We start from the raw sequence: 16,154 nt of genomic DNA, 5'->3' as shown, positions 1-16,154 counted from the left end.
CGAGACTATGATTCAGCCGGTGATTCTATGCGGGGGAAGCGGCACACGGCTGTGGCCGCTTTCACGCGAGCAAATGCCCAAACAGTTTTTGCGCTTAACCTCGTCGAAGAGCCTGCTTCAGCAAACGCTGGATCGCCTGGAAGGGATAAGTACGACACCACCGTTTATTATGGGCCATCAGGCGCACCGGTTCCTTATGGCTGAGCAACTGCGTGAAGCGAACCAGGCAGGGCGTATTGTGCTAGAACCAGAAGGGCGTAATACGGCGCCTGCGATTGCCTGTGCGGCGTTGTTAGCCAAGGCCGCAGGAGACGATCCGCTGTTGTTGGTCTTGCCGGCGGATCATGTCATTGGCGATGTGAGCGCTTTTCAACAAAGCGTCGCGTGGGCCGTGCCCTTGGCAGAGCAGGGCTATTTAGTCACCTTTGGCGTTGTGCCTACGCATCCTGAAACGGGATACGGCTATATCGCCTGTGGTGACGTGTTGAAGAGGGGGTATCAGCTCACCTCGTTTATTGAAAAACCAGATGCCGAACGCGCCGCTCAACTGCTTGAAAAAGGCGATACGCTTTGGAACAGCGGCATGTTTTTGTTACGCGCTTCGACATATCTTGAGCAGCTAGCGGACCTCCAGCCCGAGATGCTGTCTGCCTGCCAGGCCGCTGTTGATGGCGCTCACAGCGATCTGGATTTTCTAAGGCTCGCCGAGGCGCCGTTTCAGCGCTGCCCCTCCAATTCGATTGATTATGCCGTCATGGAGCACTGCCGTTTTGCGGCCGTCATCCCACTTGATGCTCAATGGAGCGATGTAGGCAGTTTCGATGCGCTTTGGGAGATGGCCGCAGCTGATGAAGCGGGAAACGTGGTGCAAGGTGATGCGCTTTTGCATTCGACCACGAATTCACTCGTGATGGCCGAACACCGGTTGGTGACCACGCTGGGTGTTAACGACTTGATTGTGATTGAAACCTCTGACAGCGTGCTGGTGGCGCACCGGGACCAGGCCCAGCAAATAAAACAATTAGTGGCGGTGTTAGCCAGCAAAGGGCGCCGCGAACTTCAGTCAACGCCCCAGGTACATCGCCCCTGGGGTGACTTTCAAGCAATTGATAGTGGTGAGCGCTATCAGGTTAAGCATATTACAGTGAAACCCGGCGGCCGACTCTCCCTTCAACGCCACCATCATCGCGCCGAGCATTGGGTCGTGGTGAGCGGAACGGCACAGGTAACCGTGGGAGCGCGCAGCTTTTTAGTCAGTGAAAATCAATCGACCTATATTCCGATTGGCACACTCCACCGCTTAGAGAACTCCGGTAAAATCCCGTTAGAGCTGATTGAGGTTCAGTCGGGTGCCTATCTGGGGGAAGACGATATCGAAAGACTCGATGATGTCTATGCACGTCATGACGATGAGTAGGTGCTGATAATGTCTATCAGCACCTCTCAGGAAGAGTTTAGTAAAGCCGGAAGTCGTTGGCGTTGGGGTTTTGCTGCTGCTCTTCGATGACTTTGCGGTAGCGCTTGTATTCCCACTGGTACTGGGCGGGTTCCAGCGCAATTGACGCTTCGACACTGGCGTTAACCCCGCTCGCAGACTCTGTTTCGTCAGCACTATACACCCGCTCGTCGGCGTCCAGAAAATGGATAGCAAAGCCGCGGCCAGGAAGACGCAGGGCAACGCCTGTGACAACGCGTGCTTGGGTGCGCGCCACCAGTTTGGGGAGTAGCGTGGCGGTATACGCATCGCGTGAATAAAACGGCGCAAAGACGCCGCTGCCCCAGTCGGGTTCCTGGTCAGGCAGAATGCCAATGGCCTCGCTGCGCTTAAGTGCTTTGAGCAGTGCTGCAACGCCTCGCGGGTTAGTGGGCACTAACTGCGCGCCCATCCGTTCGCGGCCATGGCGAATAATCGGCTCAAGGTTGGTTATTTTGGGAGGCTCGTACATAGCGGTGAAAGGGAAATGGCTGGAAAGCCAGAAATTCAACACTTCCCAGTTACCAAAATGCGGCGCCAGAACAATAACACCACGGCCCTGCGCGCGTGCGCTGTCCAGCTTGTCGCGGCCATGCACTTCAACAATACTTGCTTCAACGCGATCAGGCTCCGCCATCCAGGCATAGCCCAGCTCCATCATGGTGGCGGTGGAGTGACGAAGGCTCTGTTTAGCGAGCGCCCTGCGCTTACGCTGGTCAAGCGCGGGGTATACCACCTTAAGATTAATATCGGTGACGTTTCGCTCACGGCGGCTAAAGCAGTAAACGAGAGGACCAAGCGTGGAGGCAAAACGCCACAGGCGCGGCAGGGGCCAGCGCGAAAGCCTTCGCCAAAGCCACGCAATCGCCGTGGCTCGGGAGAGTCGCTTGTCTGATGTCGTTGCATGTTCCGTCATTCGTTAGATTAACCAGCTGTCCACATTACTCGGAGCACGTTTATCCTGTAAGCCCTTAAACCCTTTAACGCAGCGAACAATAAACCAAACCGCCAGCGCGAATAAAAGCGGGAAGCCGATCAGTACAAAGGTAAGCAGGAAGCTAATGCTTGCGTACAGCAAGCCAATCCAGAAGGTGCGAACCTGATAGCGGTAGTGTTCGTCCAGCCAAGCCGGGCCTTTGCCTTGATAGACATAGGCAATGATGACGCCTACCACTGAGGTGAAGCCGACAACAAAGCTTGCCAGATAAAGCGCATAAACCACCATGGCCATTGTGGTGTCGTGCTGCTTGCTTGGCTCGACGGTGGAGTGTTCTGAAATAATTTCGCCTTCAATCGGCGAGTCATGACGGTTATCTTGCATGTCTTTTTACCTTTAATACGGATGAGGCAATAAAGCGAAGGCTCTTAACGCACTATAATACCTTGCACGACGCCGCTAAGCATTAGTCACTGGCCTGCAAGATACTGACGGTAAAATTAGCGAGCCGGGCGGCAAATTTCCAAAAGGTTACCATCGGGGTCGCGCAGATAAACGGACTCGATCGCGCCATTGGCGCCCTGGCGAGCCACCGGGCCAAGTTCAACCTCAATGCCCAGCACGTCTAGATGCTGCTTGAACTCATCCAGCGGCAATTGGCAGCGTAGGCATAAATCCAGGCTGCCAGGCGTAGGGGTTGCAGAAATAGGCTCGATGTCGGTGTCGGTTTGATGGAGTCGTAGGGCGGTATCGCCCAGCATTAAATCTACCCGTTGGGCATCACGATAGCGTACGTCTAGCCCTAGAACTCGCGAGTAAAAATCAACCGCGCGACCCATATCTGTGACAGTAACAACAAGATGATCCAAGCCTGAGAGCATGCCTCTTTCCTTAAATACAAAACCGAAAACCAGAGAATACGACGATGCAATGTTGTCCGCTATGCGGTGAAATTAAGGTCTCGCTCTATCATCAAAATCATCGTCGTGAATATTACCAGTGTGCCACGTGTTGGCTGGTGTTTGTGCCGTCCGAGCAGCATTTAAGCGTAGCGGATGAAAAAGCAGAGTATGACCAGCATCAAAATTCACCGCAAGATATGGGATACCGGCGGTTTTTAGGGCGCTTGTTCACGCCGTTGCTAGCCAAGCTGCCGAAAGGTGCCAAAGGGTTGGATTTTGGTTCAGGGCCTGGCCCTACGTTGTCTGTGATGTTCGAGGGAGTTGGCCACCCCATGGCGATCTACGACATTTTCTATGCGCCCGACATGTCCGTTTTGCAGAAAACCTATGATTTTATAACCGCGACTGAGGTCGTTGAGCATTTAGCCATGCCCGGAAAGGTACTGGCGCAGTTGGTTGATCAGCTACTCCCTGATGGTTATCTGGGCATCATGACCAAGCGAGTGACCACTCATGCAGCATTTGCCAACTGGCACTATATTAATGATCCCACCCATATCTGTTTTTTCAGTGAGGCAACCTTTGAATGGTGGGCCGCACAGCATCAACTAACAGTCGAATTTCCTGAAAAAGATACGGTAATTTTGAGAAAACACTGATCGATACGAACAGGCTATGAAAAAGCGTTGACTTTATGCTATCCAGGGCAATAATTGCGCGCCCGTTTCTTGCCTGTGGTTGTGTAAAAGGTGGTAACGGCTCTTAAACAGCTACGCCCGCTTTTTTTGACCCTGTTTTTTGACAACGTGTTTGGCAAGGTGAGGTTTTCATGTCGCGGCAATTACTGGCTATGGCGTTTGCGCCTCTGTTGGGCTTGTTTATTTTAGGCATTGGCAACGGCTTTTTGGCTACCTTGATCACGGTACGCCTGGATGCGGCAGGCGAGTCTGCGACAGTGATCGGAATTGTCTCATCAGCGTACTTTATTGGCCTGGCCTTGGGCGCCTTGTTTAACGACCGGTTATTGCTGCGTATTGGGCACATTCGCTCCTATGGCAGTTTCGCCTCGCTGGTTGCCGTGACGGTGCTTCTTCAAGGGCTCTTTTTTGACCCTTGGGCCTGGTTTGCATTGCGCTTGATTGGCGGCTGGGCAACGGTCGGCGTCTATCTGGTCATTGAGAGCTGGCTGCTCACGGCAGGCGAACAAAAGGTACGTGGCCGCCTGTTGGCGCTCTACATGATTTCGCTTTACGCCGCCGGTGTCATTGGTCAGCTATTGCTGGGCGTCACCAATGCCATGGGCGTGACGGCACCGTTTATGGTGATCGGCATGCTGGCATCGCTTTCTGTGCTGCCAATGGCGATGATTCCGCGTGTTACCCCTCTGATTGAGCACGCCGAACCGCTACCTCCTTATCGACTGATCATGTTAACCCCAACGGGTGTGCTGGGTAGCCTGGGGTCGGGCATGGTAGTCGCGGCGGCGTATACCCTGCTGCCCCTTTATTTGCAGCGCATTGGAATGAGCGTGAATCAGGTCGGCCAGATGATGGCGCTGGTGGTGCTGGGGGCCATGCTGCTTCAGTATCCAATTGGGCGCTGGTCAGACCGTCACGACCGCCAAATGGTACTTATCGGGATCAGTGGTTTTTGTGTGCTGGTGTCGGCGGCAATTCTTTGGCTACCGCTCTCCACGCCGCTGCTGGCGGTATTACTGTTTTTGCTGGGCGGTGGAGTATTTGCGTTCTACCCCGTGGCCGTCAGTCATGCTGCCGACCGAGCACCAGCCGGGGCGCTTGTACGTATGAGCCAAGGACTTTTGCTGATTAACTCTATCGGGGCAACCTTAAGCCCGCTGATGATCTCACCCGTTATGACAGCAGTGGGCGATGCCGGGTTGTTCTGGGCATTTGGTGGGCTCAGCCTGTTCTTCCTGCTCTTTTTTGCCTGGCGGCGCAGCGTGCGCCCCGCCCCGATGCCGGTGGCGCCGTTTACCGCGACGACGCCCATGACTGCGGCCGGGGCAGAGCTTGTGGTTACCGAGGAGCTTGTCCAAGGGGCGCTTGAGCACGAGCATCTGGAAGACTTGTCGGATGCAGTACCAAACGTGGACGTAGCGGAACCCGTAGTCGGCCCGCCCGCCGAGGAAGAAACCCGAATTGCCTACTATGACGATGTGGAACAGTTAGGTACGCGTAAGTAATTTGGTAGCGGGTCTGTATCGTAAAGAGGTGAGACGTTGGGCTAATGGTGTAACGATAGGCAGGAAACTACTATCGAATATAACGGTTTATAACAAACGACTGTTTTATTTCTACATCGAGGTTTTGCCATGAATCACTACGTCGCGCCGGTACGCGATTTGCGTTTTGTGCTCGAAGAACTGCTCGGGCATCACTCGCTGACGCTGTCCAATTTTACAGAGACAACACCCGACGTTGTTGAGGCGGTGCTGGATGAAGCCGCCAAGCTTGCGGGTGACGTGTGGGGGCCGCTAAATGCTACCGGTGATCATCAAGGCGCCAAACACCATCCGGATGGGCGAGTAACGACGCCTGACGGGTTCGCGGCGGCCTACCTGACGTATGTAGAAGGCGGCTGGAACGGCATCGGCGTATCGGAAGCGTTAGGTGGGCAGAACTTGCCTGAAGTGGTGGCCAGTGCCGTTCAGGAGATGCTCCACGGTGCCAATATGGCGTTAGGGCTTTGTCCCATGTTAACCGCTGGCGCCATTGAAGCATTGGCCCATCATGGCAGCGAGCCGCTGAAAGCGACGTATTTACCCAATCTGGTAGAAGGGATCTGGACAGGCACCATGAACCTGACCGAACCCCAGGCAGGGTCGGATCTTTCTAAAGTGCGTACCAAGGCAGTACCTGAAGGTGATCATTACCGGATAAGTGGCCAGAAAATCTATATTACCTGGGGTGAGCACGACGCCGCTGAAAATATCATTCATTTTGTGCTGGCGCGTAAACCTGATGCGCCTGAAGGTAATAAAGGCATCTCGCTGTTTCTGGTGCCCCAATTTCTCGTCAATGATGATGGCACCCTGGGCGAGCGTAACGACGTTTTATGCACCGCCATTGAGCACAAGCTGGGTATCCACGGCTCACCGACTTGTTCGTTAAGTTTTGGCGAGCAGGGTGGGGCAATTGGTTATCTGGTGGGTGAAGAGGGGCGCGGCCTGAATCACATGTTCACCATGATGAACGAGGCGCGTCATAAAGTGGGTATCCAAGGGATTGGCGTGGCCGAACGCGCCTGCCAGCACGCGTTTGCCTACGCAAAAGAGCGCCATCAGGGTCGTTTGTCGGCAGCGCGAGGCGGTAAAGAGTGCTCCATCAGTGAGCATCTCGACGTGCGGCGCATGCTGCTTTCCATGCGTGCACGCACCGATGCGCTGCGTGCGTTAGCGCTGTACTGTGCAGCACAGCTGGACACCGCCCGCCATGCTGAAAACGAGAGTGAACGCCAGGCGGCTCAGGCTCGCGTGGATATCCTGATTCCTGTGGTAAAAAGCTTCTCGACGGATCAAGCGGTAGAGATCGCCTCGTTAGGTATTCAGGTGCACGGCGGGATGGGATATATCGAAGAAACCGGCGCGGCACAGCTGCTGCGTGATGCTCGTATCGCACCCATTTATGAAGGCACTAACGGCATTCAGGCACTGGATTTAGCAGGACGCAAGTTACAGCGTGATAATGGCGAAGCGTTTTCCAGCTTGCTAAACGAGGTAGCCGACACGGTTGAACGTCTCAAGGCTGAACCTGCGTTGGCTCATTTGGGGCAGGCGCTGGCTGCCGGACTTGAGGATTTAAGCGCTGCTAAGCAGCAGGTGCTTGAGCAGGGCAAAGACCCGGAAAAAGGGCCCGATGCCGTACAGGGTTATGCGACCCCGTTGCTAAACCTGGCAGGCCATGTGTTATGCGCCTGGCAAATGGGGCAAGCGGCACTCAGTGCGCAGGCGGCCATTGGGCAGGGCACAACAGACTCCTTCTATAAGGCAAAACTCCTAAGCGCACAGTTTGTGATCACCCAGTGGCTCCCTGTAGGGCGTGCCCAGCGGGCGGTAATTGACGCAGGCATTCAATGCCTGAGTGATTTCGAGATTGGCTAATCGCCTTATTGCAACAATCGCCGCCCTTGGAGGCGATTGTTTATCTGGAGGGGGAGGGAAGAAGTAATTGCCCCCCAACCAAGCGTTCGCTAGGGTTGCAAGGCAGGCCAGTTAAGCCGTCATAACGATGTAAGCCACCATAACAATGAAGGAGCCAATATGAGCGAATCAGTTATTGAAAAGGTCGATAGCGAGGGGATTGTCCGCCTGACCATCAACCGCCCCAAGGCGTTGAATGCGTTAAATAGCGATGTGCTTTCTGCGCTAGAGACCCACCTTACTGAGCTTGAAAATCAGACAAACCTACGCGCCGTATTAATTACTGGCGCCGGTGAAAAGTCCTTTGTCGCTGGAGCGGATATCACCGAAATGCGTGATAAAACGCCGGAAGAAGCGCGCGCCTTTGCAAGCCAGGCGTTACGAACCATTCAACGACTTGAAACGCTTCCGGTGCCGGTGGTCGCCCTTGTGAACGGGTTTTGCCTTGGCGGCGGCTGCGAACTGGCACTGGCCTGCGACTGGGCAGTAGCCAGCGACAACGCGGTATTCGGCCAGCCCGAAGTTCTGTTGGGTGTCATCCCAGGCTTTGGTGGTACGCAACGCTTACCACGCCGCGTAGGTCCAGCCATGGCGATTGATCTTGTGACGACAGGGCGCAAGATAGACGCGAAAGAAGCGCTACGCATCGGTCTGGTTAACCGCGTAATGCCTCAGGCAGAGCTTGAAAGTTATGTCGAAGAGCTTACCCAGCAGTTAAAAGGCAATGGCCCTCAGTCGGTACGCGGTGCCAAGCAGGCCGTTCATGACGGGATGGACCAGGACCTTGATAGTGCATTGGCCCTGGAGACTAGCCTGTTTGCGCTCTGCTTTGCCGGTGAAGAGCAAAAAGAGGGCATGAGCGCATTTATAGAAAAGCGTAAGGCCAACTTTTAGTCAGGTTGGCGTGATAGGTACGTCGGTTGGTTTCCGTCAATTATTGAGGGGGTGGCGGTAACGCCACCCTTTTTGGGATCAATTATCTTAATCGTTGATCTGTTACTTCCATAACTCGATCAATACCTTGCCGGACACCTCCGCATCTTTGGCTATAGCAAAGGCTTGTTGAGCATCGGCGGCGGGCAATACATGCGTAATAACGTGATCAAAGTTTGAATTAGCTGCCAGTAGCGCGATAGCTTCATCAATCTCATTATTGAACCGGAAACAGCCTCTAAGCTGAACTTCTTTCGCAATCAGCGATGCAAGCGCAATGGGCTGCGGAGCGGCAGGCATCATACCTATTTGAGCAATAACGCCAGCGCGGCGCACGGCGAGAATAGCATTATTGATAGAGACGGGAACGCCGGTGCACTCAAGCACCACGTCAAAGGCCTCCTCGGGGAGCACTTCCCTATCCACCTGAATGGTGCGATGAACCCCGAGTATTTTCGCACGTGACAGCGGTCCCTCAAGAATATCGGTAATGCATACCTCTTTTGCGCCCCTGGCAAGTGCAGCAGCGGCAGCGAGTAGACCTATAGGTCCAGCTCCACATACCAATACGCGCTTTTGGTCAACACCTCCGGCTACTTCGATTCCATGCAGACCCACAGCAAGTGGCTCTGCTAAGGCTGCACGTTTGAGTGGCAGAGTATCGGGTAATGCACGCAACATGCTGGCATCGACATCAAGGAATTGACTCATGCCCCCTTGCGTATGTGGCCAGGTTGACGCGGAGCCCAAATAGGCTCCGTTGGGCCACAAGTGGGGCTTATCTTCGATACCGGTTTGGCTTTGCCCGAATGTGGCGGGGTGCAGTGTTACCGGTGTGCCAAGCGGCCATTGTCCGCTTGGGTCTTCATCGACTACTCCTGACATTTCGTGACCTGGAATCAATGGCTCACGAACAACAAAAGCACCGTTGGCACCTTCATGATAATAATGAAGATCCGAGCCACATATTCCACCGAAAGACATACGTAAGCGCACTTTTCCGGGAGCGAGCGCTGGGAGATCAATATTTTCTTCGCGCAGATCCTGCTTACCGTGAATAACTAATGCTTGCATGGTGCTTCATCCCCAAAGGCAATTTCCAGGTGTTAAACCACCGAGGTCATTCCGCCATCAACGAAAATATTTTGTCCAGAAACGAAACTTGAAGCATCCGAACAGAGATAGACCAGCGTGCCCACCAGTTCGTCGAAATGCCCCCAGCGTTGCGCTGGGGTACGTTTTTCCACCCACTGATTAAAACTCGGGTCTTGCCATAACGCTGTATTCATTTTGGTTTTGAAATAGCCAGGAGAAATGCAGTTGACCTGAATGTTGAAGCGAGCGAGGTCAGCAGCCATGCCCTGCGTGAGCAGAGCAACACCGCCTTTGGTTGCCGAATAGGGGGCGATGGTTTCTCTGGCAAGTTTGGACTGTACCGAGCCGATGTTGATGACCTTACCCGAGCCGCGTTCACTCATGGCTGGAGTCAACGCACGAGACACGTAAAACAGGCTCGAAAGATTGGTGGCGATGAGCGCATCCCAATCTGACGTAGAGTACTCATTGAACGGCGCTCGGCGTTGAAGCCCTGCATTGTTGACCAGGATATCCGGAACGCCAAATTGATCGATAAGTGCTTCTACGGCTTGCTGAGTCGCCCGGGCATCAGTGACATCAAAGCTGATGGCTTCAACGTTGGCGCCTGTCTCTTGGGCGATGTTGAGGGCTTCCTCCTTGACGCTTTCCAGGTCCCGCCCATGCACAATGATATGAGCTCCTTGGGAAGCAAGCCCCCTAGCAAGCGCATTGCCCAGCCCCCTTGAGGATCCGGTTACCAGTGCCAAGCGGCCGTTAATATCGAAAAGTGTTTTTGTCATCGTGCTCACCTAAAACAGCATGAAAATAATAACCGCGAATATAAAGCCGACAACGGATTCGAGCGCCTGCTGCACTGTCCAGGTCTTGAGCGTTGTCTTGACGTCCATTCCTAAAAGGCGGCCAACGAGCCAGAACCCGGAGTCGTTGACATGCCCCGCAAAGACAGAGCCCGCTGCTGTTGCCAGGGTAATCGCCACTACCTGCATGGATGTAAAGTCACCGCCAATCACGGCGGGTGCCATGAGCCCAGCGGCGGTTACCAGAGCGACAGTTGCCGAGCCTTGGGCCAAGCGCATAATCACGGCAATGACATAAGCCGCCAGAATGATCGGTAAACCAATATCGCTGAGCGAACTCGATAACGCATCGCCAATGCCGGATGCCCTGAGTACACCTCCGAACATGCCCCCAGCGCCGGTTATCAGGATCACCGAGCAAATCGGCCCCAGAGAAGAATCCAGTATTTTTTCTAACGCACTGCCTCCGATACCTTGGCGGCGGCCTAGTACTAACATTGCTACCAACGTTGAAATAAGCAGCGCTACCGGCGTGTTGCCGACGGCTGATAGCAGTTGGAACCATAGCGCGTCACTATCCACAACGCCCATTGAGCGAAGAAAGTTTAAGCCGGTGTTCATGAAGATCAGCACAATCGGCAGCAACAGCATGCTGATAACAACGCTGACCGAAGGCGGGTTGATAACGTGGTCATCGCTGACGTCACCGAACAGGGAGTCTGCGAGAGGGAAGGGGTAGCGCTTCGCGACAATTTTCCCCCACATATAGCCTGATATCCACCAAAGGGGGAATGCAATCACCACGCCAGCAAGCAGCAATAACCCTAAATTTGCCTCATAAAGCTCCGATGCGGTAACCGGGCCTGGGTGAGGGGGCAGGAAAACATGCATAACCGAAAAGGCAGCGGCAGCAGGCATGGCATAAAGAAGGATGGGGCCGCCCAGACGACGCGAAACTGCAAAGATAATGGGCAGCATGACGATCAAACCGGCATCAAAAAATATCGGAAAGCCCATTAGCAGTGACGTGATACCGAGGGCAAAAGGCGCTCGCTTTTCGCCGAAGAGATCAATCATTTTATCGGCAAGCGCTTTGGCGCCGCCTGAATGCTCAACAAGCTTGCCAAGCATTGCCCCTAACCCTACCAGTAGAGCAACAGCGCCTAGCGTTCCCCCAAAGCTATCCACCATTGTGGGAACAATCGCATTGACTGGAATCTGCGTGGCGAGCGCCGTCAGTAAGCTCACCAACATCAACGCCACAAACGCATGCATCTTGAGTCTGATGATCAATATTAAAAGGGATAAGACCGCTAATGCTGCAATGCCTAGCAACGGTCCTGTGGACAACGTTTGCGTCCATCCATCCATGCGAGTACTCCCAATGATAGTGCTAATTGCTGACTATGTTATCGGTAACATCGTACAGCTTGATATTTTCTTGCATACACGACCTTGGTTTAAATAAAGTAAAAAAAAGAATCTGTTTGACGATGAAACAGGCAGTTTATGGGATAAAGAAAGGCGACCTAATGCGACCAGCGTAGCCATCCTTGCTTATTTGACGTAAAAAAGGGGTAACCATGTTTGATCTCTACATTGCCAACAAGAATTACTCTTCATGGTCATTGCGGCCTTGGGTGCTTATGAAAGCGCTTAATATCCCTTTTAAGGAACACGTTATGGCCTTTGAGGGTGGCAATGGGGCGAGTCGTGATACGTTTATTCGCTTTTCGCCTTCCGGGCTTGTGCCTTGCCTGGTGGATGGCGAGACGGCCGTCTGGGATTCGCTGGCCATTGTTGAATACATTGCCGAGCAGCATGCTCGGGTATGGCCAAAAGAGGCGACAATACGTGCCTGGGCACGTTCGGCCAGCGCCGAAATGCATAGCGGCTTTTCCACGTTACGTAACGAATGCCCCATGAACTGCGGCGTGCGCGTCACGCTTCAGGATGTTTCTGCTGGGCTCAGAGCTGATCTCGCTCGATTGGATAGGCTTTGGCAAGAAGGCCTTTCACGCTTTGGTGGCCCTTACCTGGCAGGTGACGAATTTACGGCGGTAGATGCCTTCTACGCACCTGTCGTCTTCCGTGTACAAACGTTTGGCTTGCCTTTAAGCGAGGCTTCGAACGCTTATGCAAAGCACCTGTTGACGCTGCCAGCGATGCAGGCGTGGTATCAAGCAGCGCTCGACGAAAAATGGCGTGAGCCTAATCACGAAGCCGATACGTTAAAACACAGCACCCTAACGGCTGATTATCGGAATGCCTAGCGCCTATCGGGCCGCGCATCAGGTAAACTAGCCAAAATTTATCGCTGGATATTCTGATGGCCCTTAGTGCGACGCCTTACAAAGTTGATATTAACCTTACCGACCTGGATCGTGGGGTGTATGAAACGCTACGTTTTACCGTGGCACGCCACCCCTCTGAAACAGAAGAGCGGATGAGTGCGCGGCTGATTGCTTATGTACTGTGGTACAGCGAGGCGATTGCATTTGGGCGCGGGCTTTCCGATGTGGATGAACCCGCACTATGGGAAAAGAGCCTGGATGGGCGGGTGCTGCATTGGGTCGAAGTAGGCTTGTCGGATGCCGAACGCCTAACTTGGTGTTCACGGCGCGCCGAGCGCGTATCGCTGCTTGCCTACGGGCGCACCGATATATGGGAAAACAAAGTGCTTCCAGGCGTGGCAACCCTTAAAAACCTTCACGTAGCGACCTTGCCTCAAGAAGCCTTGGCAGTGATTGCTCAGAACCTCCCGCGCGCCATTAACTGGGCTGTTATGGTGAGTGAGGGCTCGCTGTTTATCACTGATGAAAACGGCCAGCATGAAATTACTCCGCAATGGCTTTTAAGGGACCGCTAGGCTATTTCTTTAAATACATACAGCAAGGTACTGCCAACTGGTGGTGCGCGTATCGAGGGCATATGAACTGGCTATGCTTACTGTTACCAACCTTTGGAACAGAAGAGATGCAGCGCCTTGCGCCAGGGTTTTGGGTTGTTATTGATGCTCGGCGAATAATATTTCCTTGCTATCTTTTTGCATGTTTACATACAATCAGAAATGTTTGCTAGCGCTCTTCAAGGGCGCTACTTTGGTTTTAACCCCCACTCAAGGGATGAGCAATGTACAACGTCTGCCTGCCTGCTTGGCGCCTGCTTCCCTTTGTAGCAGCAATGAGTCTACTCCCTGCCTTGGCGAATGCAGATAACAACGTCATTTCTGTGACACATGAAAATGACGGTCTAATGAGCAGTGACGATGGGCACTTTACCAGCGGTTTTGAGCTTAATTGGGCATTTAAGCCCAGCCCGGAAAACTGGACCCAGCGTTTAGCCACGGCGCTGCCTGATAGTTTGATAGGCCAAGCGGATTCAGTTGCTTTCCGATTGGTGCACCAGATTTATACGCCGGATGATATCGAGCGCTCTGAGCTAATTGAGGACGACCGCCCCTATGCAGGCCTGGTCTATGCGGGTATGTCGCTTTATGAAGATGTCCCGGTAGGGCGCTGGCAGCAAGCCACTGATCTTCATATAGAGGCCGGCCTGGTAGGCCCATCATCGCTTGCTGACAGCATTCAGCGTGAGGTGCACCGTGCCACCAATAGCGAACGCCCAAACGGCTGGCATCATCAATTAAAGGATGAGCCATTGCTTAACCTAACCATGCGTCGTCAGTGGTGGCATAACGTGCCTCTGGCCGGTAAGCGCTTGGCTCACGGCCCCGGTGTCAGCGTTGCCTTGGGCAACCTCAATACCTACGCCAGTGCGGGTTATGGCGTTCGCTGGGGTGATGATGCCAGCGGTATCCCGACGCTTACCCCCAACCCCAGTAACCGTGGCCGCATGACGAGTACAACGGGCTGGCAGTGGTATGTGTTCGCTAATGTCGAAGGCTACTACGTCGCGCATAACCTCACTCTGGATGGCAACGTGTTTTCCAGCAGTCACTCGGTTGACCGTAAAGAGTGGGTAGGAGAAGGGGCCGCTGGTTTTGCCATTGCCTGGGATGAGTGGCAAGCCGTTTTTTCCGGTGTTCAGCGGACACGTGAATTTGATGGCCAAGAGAAGCAGGACAAGTACGGCGCGATTACGCTTTCAAAAAGCTTCTAGTTAAAAAGCCTTCCGACTTGTTCAGCACATGACCAGGGCAAATGCCCTGGTCAGTGTAGAGGAGCGTCATGACTAACGCTTACAGAATAGCTCCTACACGGATGGGTGGAAGAAACAGCGCTAAGCCCTTATCAATTGATAAGGGCTTTTTTGATCCCTGGGCAATGGCGCGTTATTAACAAATGATGAACTTGCTGGCTGATTTTTCAGCCCTCTTCGAGAACAGCTACCTTTTAATGGGAAGAATAAAACGACAGGGATTGTGATTTGTCAGGAGATACGCAATGGAATTGCTTAAGCAAATTACTGATTATCTACAGCAGCAAAAACTCAAATTGGCCACTGCCGAGTCATGCACCGCAGGGTTGATCGTCTCTGAGCTGGCCCGTGTGCCCGGTAGCGGGCAGTGTATTGACTGTGGGCTGGCGGTTTATTCCCCTGAGGCAAAAAATCGCTACCTGTCCGTCAGCTTCGATACAATTGATACGTATGGGCTTACCAGTGAAGAAACCTCTCGAGAAATGGCGTTAGGGGCACTTAATAATAACGATGCCAATATAACCGTCGCCAATACCGGGATTGCAGGCCCTGAACCGCATGATGATATTCCCGTCGGTACGGTATGCTTTGCCTGGGCATTTCTCCATGATCAGAAGATTTACATGATTACCGAGACTCGCCGCTTTTCCGGTGATCGTAACGACGTTCGCCTAGCCGCCGCGCACTATGCATTGGAGCGCATTCCTAAATATCACCGTGATGTATTGAACGGTAGCGCGCCATTAGATGAGTAGAACCAAACACATTTCTGCTCTAGCCTGAATAAAACGCTATCCGCTATGGATGAACATTCGACCGCAAGGAGGCCAGGATGGTAGATCAGCAGGCAACCCAATCGCATATTCAAACGGTTTTACAGGTAAAGCCGCGTATTGACCCCCAGCAAGAGGTTGATAAGCGCGTTGATTTCTTGTGTCGCGAAATGATCGATACAGGGCAGCATGCGCTGGTATTGGGCATTAGTGGCGGCGTGGATTCCACAGTAGGCGGCCGCTTGGCGCAGCTGGCGGTTAATAAGGCGCGTGAGCAGGGCATCGACGCCTCTTTTTACGCGATGCGGTTGCCTTATGGTACTCAGCAGGATGAAGACGATGCGCAGAAGGCGTTGTCGTTTATCGACCCCGATCATGTGCTGACCGTTAACGTTAAACCGGCAAGTGATGCCCTGCTGACCGCACTGGAAGAGGGTGGGCTAACGTTTAGAGACGACGCTCACCGCGACTTTGTGTTGGGCAATATCAAGGCGCGCCAGCGTATGGTGACGCAATACGCAGCGGCCGGAGCACGAAGCGGCCTGGTGGTCGGCACGGATCAAGCCGCCGAAGCACTAATGGGCTTTTTCACCAAATATGGCGACGGTGCCTGTGACGTTGCGCCGCTCACCGGACTAACCAAACGCCAGGTGCGTGACGTCGGTGCGGCGCTGGGCGCCCCCGCCGCTTTGGTTGAAAAACAACCCACTGCTGACCTTGAAACGCTCAAACCCCAGCTGGCGGATGAAGTGGCGCTAGGCGTGACTTATGTGGATATTGATGCCTTCCTGGTCGGCGATGCCATCAGCGATGAGGCGTACACCACCATTATTGATACCTATACCCGCACCGAGCATAAACGTCAGCTGCCCAAGACCCCCTAAGTGTTTCTCACCAGTAAAGGCTAAACGCCGTCAGGT

General features: G+C 53.6%; 16 protein-coding genes. 10 read left to right on the top strand and 6 right to left on the bottom strand.

Annotated elements, in window-relative coordinates; all coding sequences use genetic code 11:
- Positions 1-7: 7 nt before the first annotated feature.
- Positions 8-1,417 carry a mannose-1-phosphate guanylyltransferase/mannose-6-phosphate isomerase gene (locus CZ787_RS12715; protein WP_087109772.1) on the top strand — a complete coding sequence of 470 codons (1,410 nt, stop codon included), beginning with the start codon at positions 8-10 and terminating at the stop codon, positions 1,415-1,417.
- Between the two features lie 37 nt (positions 1,418-1,454).
- On the opposite strand, the gene CZ787_RS12710 is transcribed toward CZ787_RS12715, so the two are convergent.
- The 3 genes from CZ787_RS12710 to CZ787_RS12700 form a co-directional block, all read right to left on the bottom strand.
- Positions 1,455-2,390 (bottom strand): lysophospholipid acyltransferase family protein, encoded by a 936-nt coding sequence (locus CZ787_RS12710; RefSeq protein ID WP_087109770.1) that lies wholly within the window; start codon positions 2,388-2,390, stop codon positions 1,455-1,457.
- A 3-nt stretch (positions 2,391-2,393) separates the two neighbouring features.
- The gene (locus CZ787_RS12705; RefSeq protein WP_087109768.1) at positions 2,394-2,795 is read right to left on the bottom strand and encodes a DUF4870 family protein; all 402 of its coding nucleotides are present in this window, start codon (positions 2,793-2,795) and stop codon (positions 2,394-2,396) included.
- 116 nt (positions 2,796-2,911) lie between these two features.
- Positions 2,912-3,292, bottom strand: coding sequence for a VOC family protein (locus tag CZ787_RS12700; RefSeq protein WP_087109765.1), 381 nt, complete (start codon positions 3,290-3,292; stop codon positions 2,912-2,914).
- 44 nt (positions 3,293-3,336) lie between these two features.
- Here CZ787_RS12700 and CZ787_RS12695 point away from each other — a divergent pair, with 44 nt between their 5' ends.
- From CZ787_RS12695 to CZ787_RS12680, 4 genes are all read left to right on the top strand, one after another.
- The gene (locus tag CZ787_RS12695) at positions 3,337-3,972 is read left to right on the top strand and encodes a class I SAM-dependent methyltransferase (RefSeq protein WP_087109763.1); all 636 of its coding nucleotides are present in this window, start codon (positions 3,337-3,339) and stop codon (positions 3,970-3,972) included.
- Between the two features lie 170 nt (positions 3,973-4,142).
- Entirely contained in the window at positions 4,143-5,516 is a 1,374-nt protein-coding gene (locus CZ787_RS12690; protein WP_087109761.1) for an MFS transporter, read from the top strand.
- Positions 5,517-5,645: 129 nt separating this feature from the next.
- Positions 5,646-7,433 (top strand): acyl-CoA dehydrogenase, encoded by a 1,788-nt coding sequence (locus CZ787_RS12685; RefSeq protein WP_087109759.1) that lies wholly within the window; start codon positions 5,646-5,648, stop codon positions 7,431-7,433.
- A 159-nt stretch (positions 7,434-7,592) separates the two neighbouring features.
- Positions 7,593-8,366 carry an enoyl-CoA hydratase-related protein gene (locus CZ787_RS12680; protein WP_087109757.1) on the top strand — a complete coding sequence of 258 codons (774 nt, stop codon included), beginning with the start codon at positions 7,593-7,595 and terminating at the stop codon, positions 8,364-8,366.
- 102 nt (positions 8,367-8,468) lie between these two features.
- Here the strand turns inward: CZ787_RS12680 and CZ787_RS12675 are convergent, their stop codons facing one another.
- From CZ787_RS12675 to CZ787_RS12665, 3 genes are read right to left on the bottom strand one after another with little or no spacing between them, the layout of a single operon-like run.
- Positions 8,469-9,479, bottom strand: a complete 1,011-nt coding sequence (locus CZ787_RS12675; protein ID WP_087109756.1) for an L-idonate 5-dehydrogenase — start codon at positions 9,477-9,479, stop codon at positions 8,469-8,471.
- Between the two features lie 32 nt (positions 9,480-9,511).
- The gene (locus CZ787_RS12670) at positions 9,512-10,282 is read right to left on the bottom strand and encodes a glucose 1-dehydrogenase (RefSeq protein ID WP_087109753.1); all 771 of its coding nucleotides are present in this window, start codon (positions 10,280-10,282) and stop codon (positions 9,512-9,514) included.
- Between the two features lie 9 nt (positions 10,283-10,291).
- Positions 10,292-11,671, bottom strand: coding sequence for a GntP family permease (locus tag CZ787_RS12665; RefSeq protein ID WP_087109750.1), 1,380 nt, complete (start codon positions 11,669-11,671; stop codon positions 10,292-10,294).
- A gap of 212 nt (positions 11,672-11,883) precedes the next feature.
- On the opposite strand from CZ787_RS12665, the gene CZ787_RS12660 reads away from it, so the two are divergent.
- The 5 genes from CZ787_RS12660 to nadE all read left to right on the top strand — a co-directional run bounded on the left by CZ787_RS12660 (position 11,884) and on the right by nadE (position 16,118).
- A complete protein-coding gene (locus CZ787_RS12660) occupies positions 11,884-12,573 on the top strand; it encodes a glutathione S-transferase family protein (protein WP_087109748.1) in 690 nt (229 codons plus the stop codon).
- A gap of 56 nt (positions 12,574-12,629) precedes the next feature.
- On the top strand, positions 12,630-13,169 hold the full coding sequence (locus tag CZ787_RS12655) for a YaeQ family protein (protein ID WP_087109746.1): 540 nt from the start codon (positions 12,630-12,632) through the stop codon (positions 13,167-13,169).
- 263 nt (positions 13,170-13,432) lie between these two features.
- Positions 13,433-14,422 (top strand): lipid A deacylase LpxR family protein, encoded by a 990-nt coding sequence (locus CZ787_RS12650; protein ID WP_087109744.1) that lies wholly within the window; start codon positions 13,433-13,435, stop codon positions 14,420-14,422.
- 284 nt (positions 14,423-14,706) lie between these two features.
- Positions 14,707-15,216 carry a CinA family protein gene (locus CZ787_RS12645; protein ID WP_087109742.1) on the top strand — a complete coding sequence of 170 codons (510 nt, stop codon included), beginning with the start codon at positions 14,707-14,709 and terminating at the stop codon, positions 15,214-15,216.
- A gap of 77 nt (positions 15,217-15,293) precedes the next feature.
- Positions 15,294-16,118, top strand: coding sequence for an ammonia-dependent NAD(+) synthetase (nadE, locus tag CZ787_RS12640; RefSeq protein WP_087109740.1), 825 nt, complete (start codon positions 15,294-15,296; stop codon positions 16,116-16,118).
- The last annotated feature ends 36 nt before the right edge of the window (positions 16,119-16,154 follow it).

Source organism: Halomonas citrativorans (genome assembly GCF_900163645.1).
GTDB lineage: Bacteria > Pseudomonadota > Gammaproteobacteria > Pseudomonadales > Halomonadaceae > Vreelandella > Vreelandella citrativorans.
The sequence above is the reverse complement of the archived record's forward strand: the minus strand, read 5'-3'. Positions and strand labels throughout refer to the sequence as shown.

Bases quoted from the DNA above. Each gene is read 5' to 3' on its own strand.
- CZ787_RS12665 (WP_087109750.1), bottom strand. From the start codon at position 11,671: ATGGATGGATGGACGCAAACGTTGTCCACAGGACCGTTGCTAGGCATT.
- CZ787_RS12650 (WP_087109744.1), top strand. From the start codon at position 13,433: ATGTACAACGTCTGCCTGCCTGCTTGGCGCCTGCTTCCCTTTGTAGCA.
- CZ787_RS12680 (WP_087109757.1), top strand. From the start codon at position 7,593: ATGAGCGAATCAGTTATTGAAAAGGTCGATAGCGAGGGGATTGTCCGC.
- CZ787_RS12645 (WP_087109742.1), top strand. From the start codon at position 14,707: ATGGAATTGCTTAAGCAAATTACTGATTATCTACAGCAGCAAAAACTC.
- CZ787_RS12715 (WP_087109772.1), top strand. From the start codon at position 8: ATGATTCAGCCGGTGATTCTATGCGGGGGAAGCGGCACACGGCTGTGG.
- CZ787_RS12700 (WP_087109765.1), bottom strand. From the start codon at position 3,292: ATGCTCTCAGGCTTGGATCATCTTGTTGTTACTGTCACAGATATGGGT.
- CZ787_RS12690 (WP_087109761.1), top strand. From the start codon at position 4,143: ATGTCGCGGCAATTACTGGCTATGGCGTTTGCGCCTCTGTTGGGCTTG.
- CZ787_RS12670 (WP_087109753.1), bottom strand. From the start codon at position 10,282: ATGACAAAAACACTTTTCGATATTAACGGCCGCTTGGCACTGGTAACC.
- CZ787_RS12675 (WP_087109756.1), bottom strand. From the start codon at position 9,479: ATGCAAGCATTAGTTATTCACGGTAAGCAGGATCTGCGCGAAGAAAAT.
- CZ787_RS12710 (WP_087109770.1), bottom strand. From the start codon at position 2,390: ATGACGGAACATGCAACGACATCAGACAAGCGACTCTCCCGAGCCACG.
- CZ787_RS12705 (WP_087109768.1), bottom strand. From the start codon at position 2,795: ATGCAAGATAACCGTCATGACTCGCCGATTGAAGGCGAAATTATTTCA.
- CZ787_RS12655 (WP_087109746.1), top strand. From the start codon at position 12,630: ATGGCCCTTAGTGCGACGCCTTACAAAGTTGATATTAACCTTACCGAC.
- CZ787_RS12695 (WP_087109763.1), top strand. From the start codon at position 3,337: ATGCAATGTTGTCCGCTATGCGGTGAAATTAAGGTCTCGCTCTATCAT.
- CZ787_RS12685 (WP_087109759.1), top strand. From the start codon at position 5,646: ATGAATCACTACGTCGCGCCGGTACGCGATTTGCGTTTTGTGCTCGAA.
- CZ787_RS12660 (WP_087109748.1), top strand. From the start codon at position 11,884: ATGTTTGATCTCTACATTGCCAACAAGAATTACTCTTCATGGTCATTG.
- nadE (WP_087109740.1), top strand. From the start codon at position 15,294: ATGGTAGATCAGCAGGCAACCCAATCGCATATTCAAACGGTTTTACAG.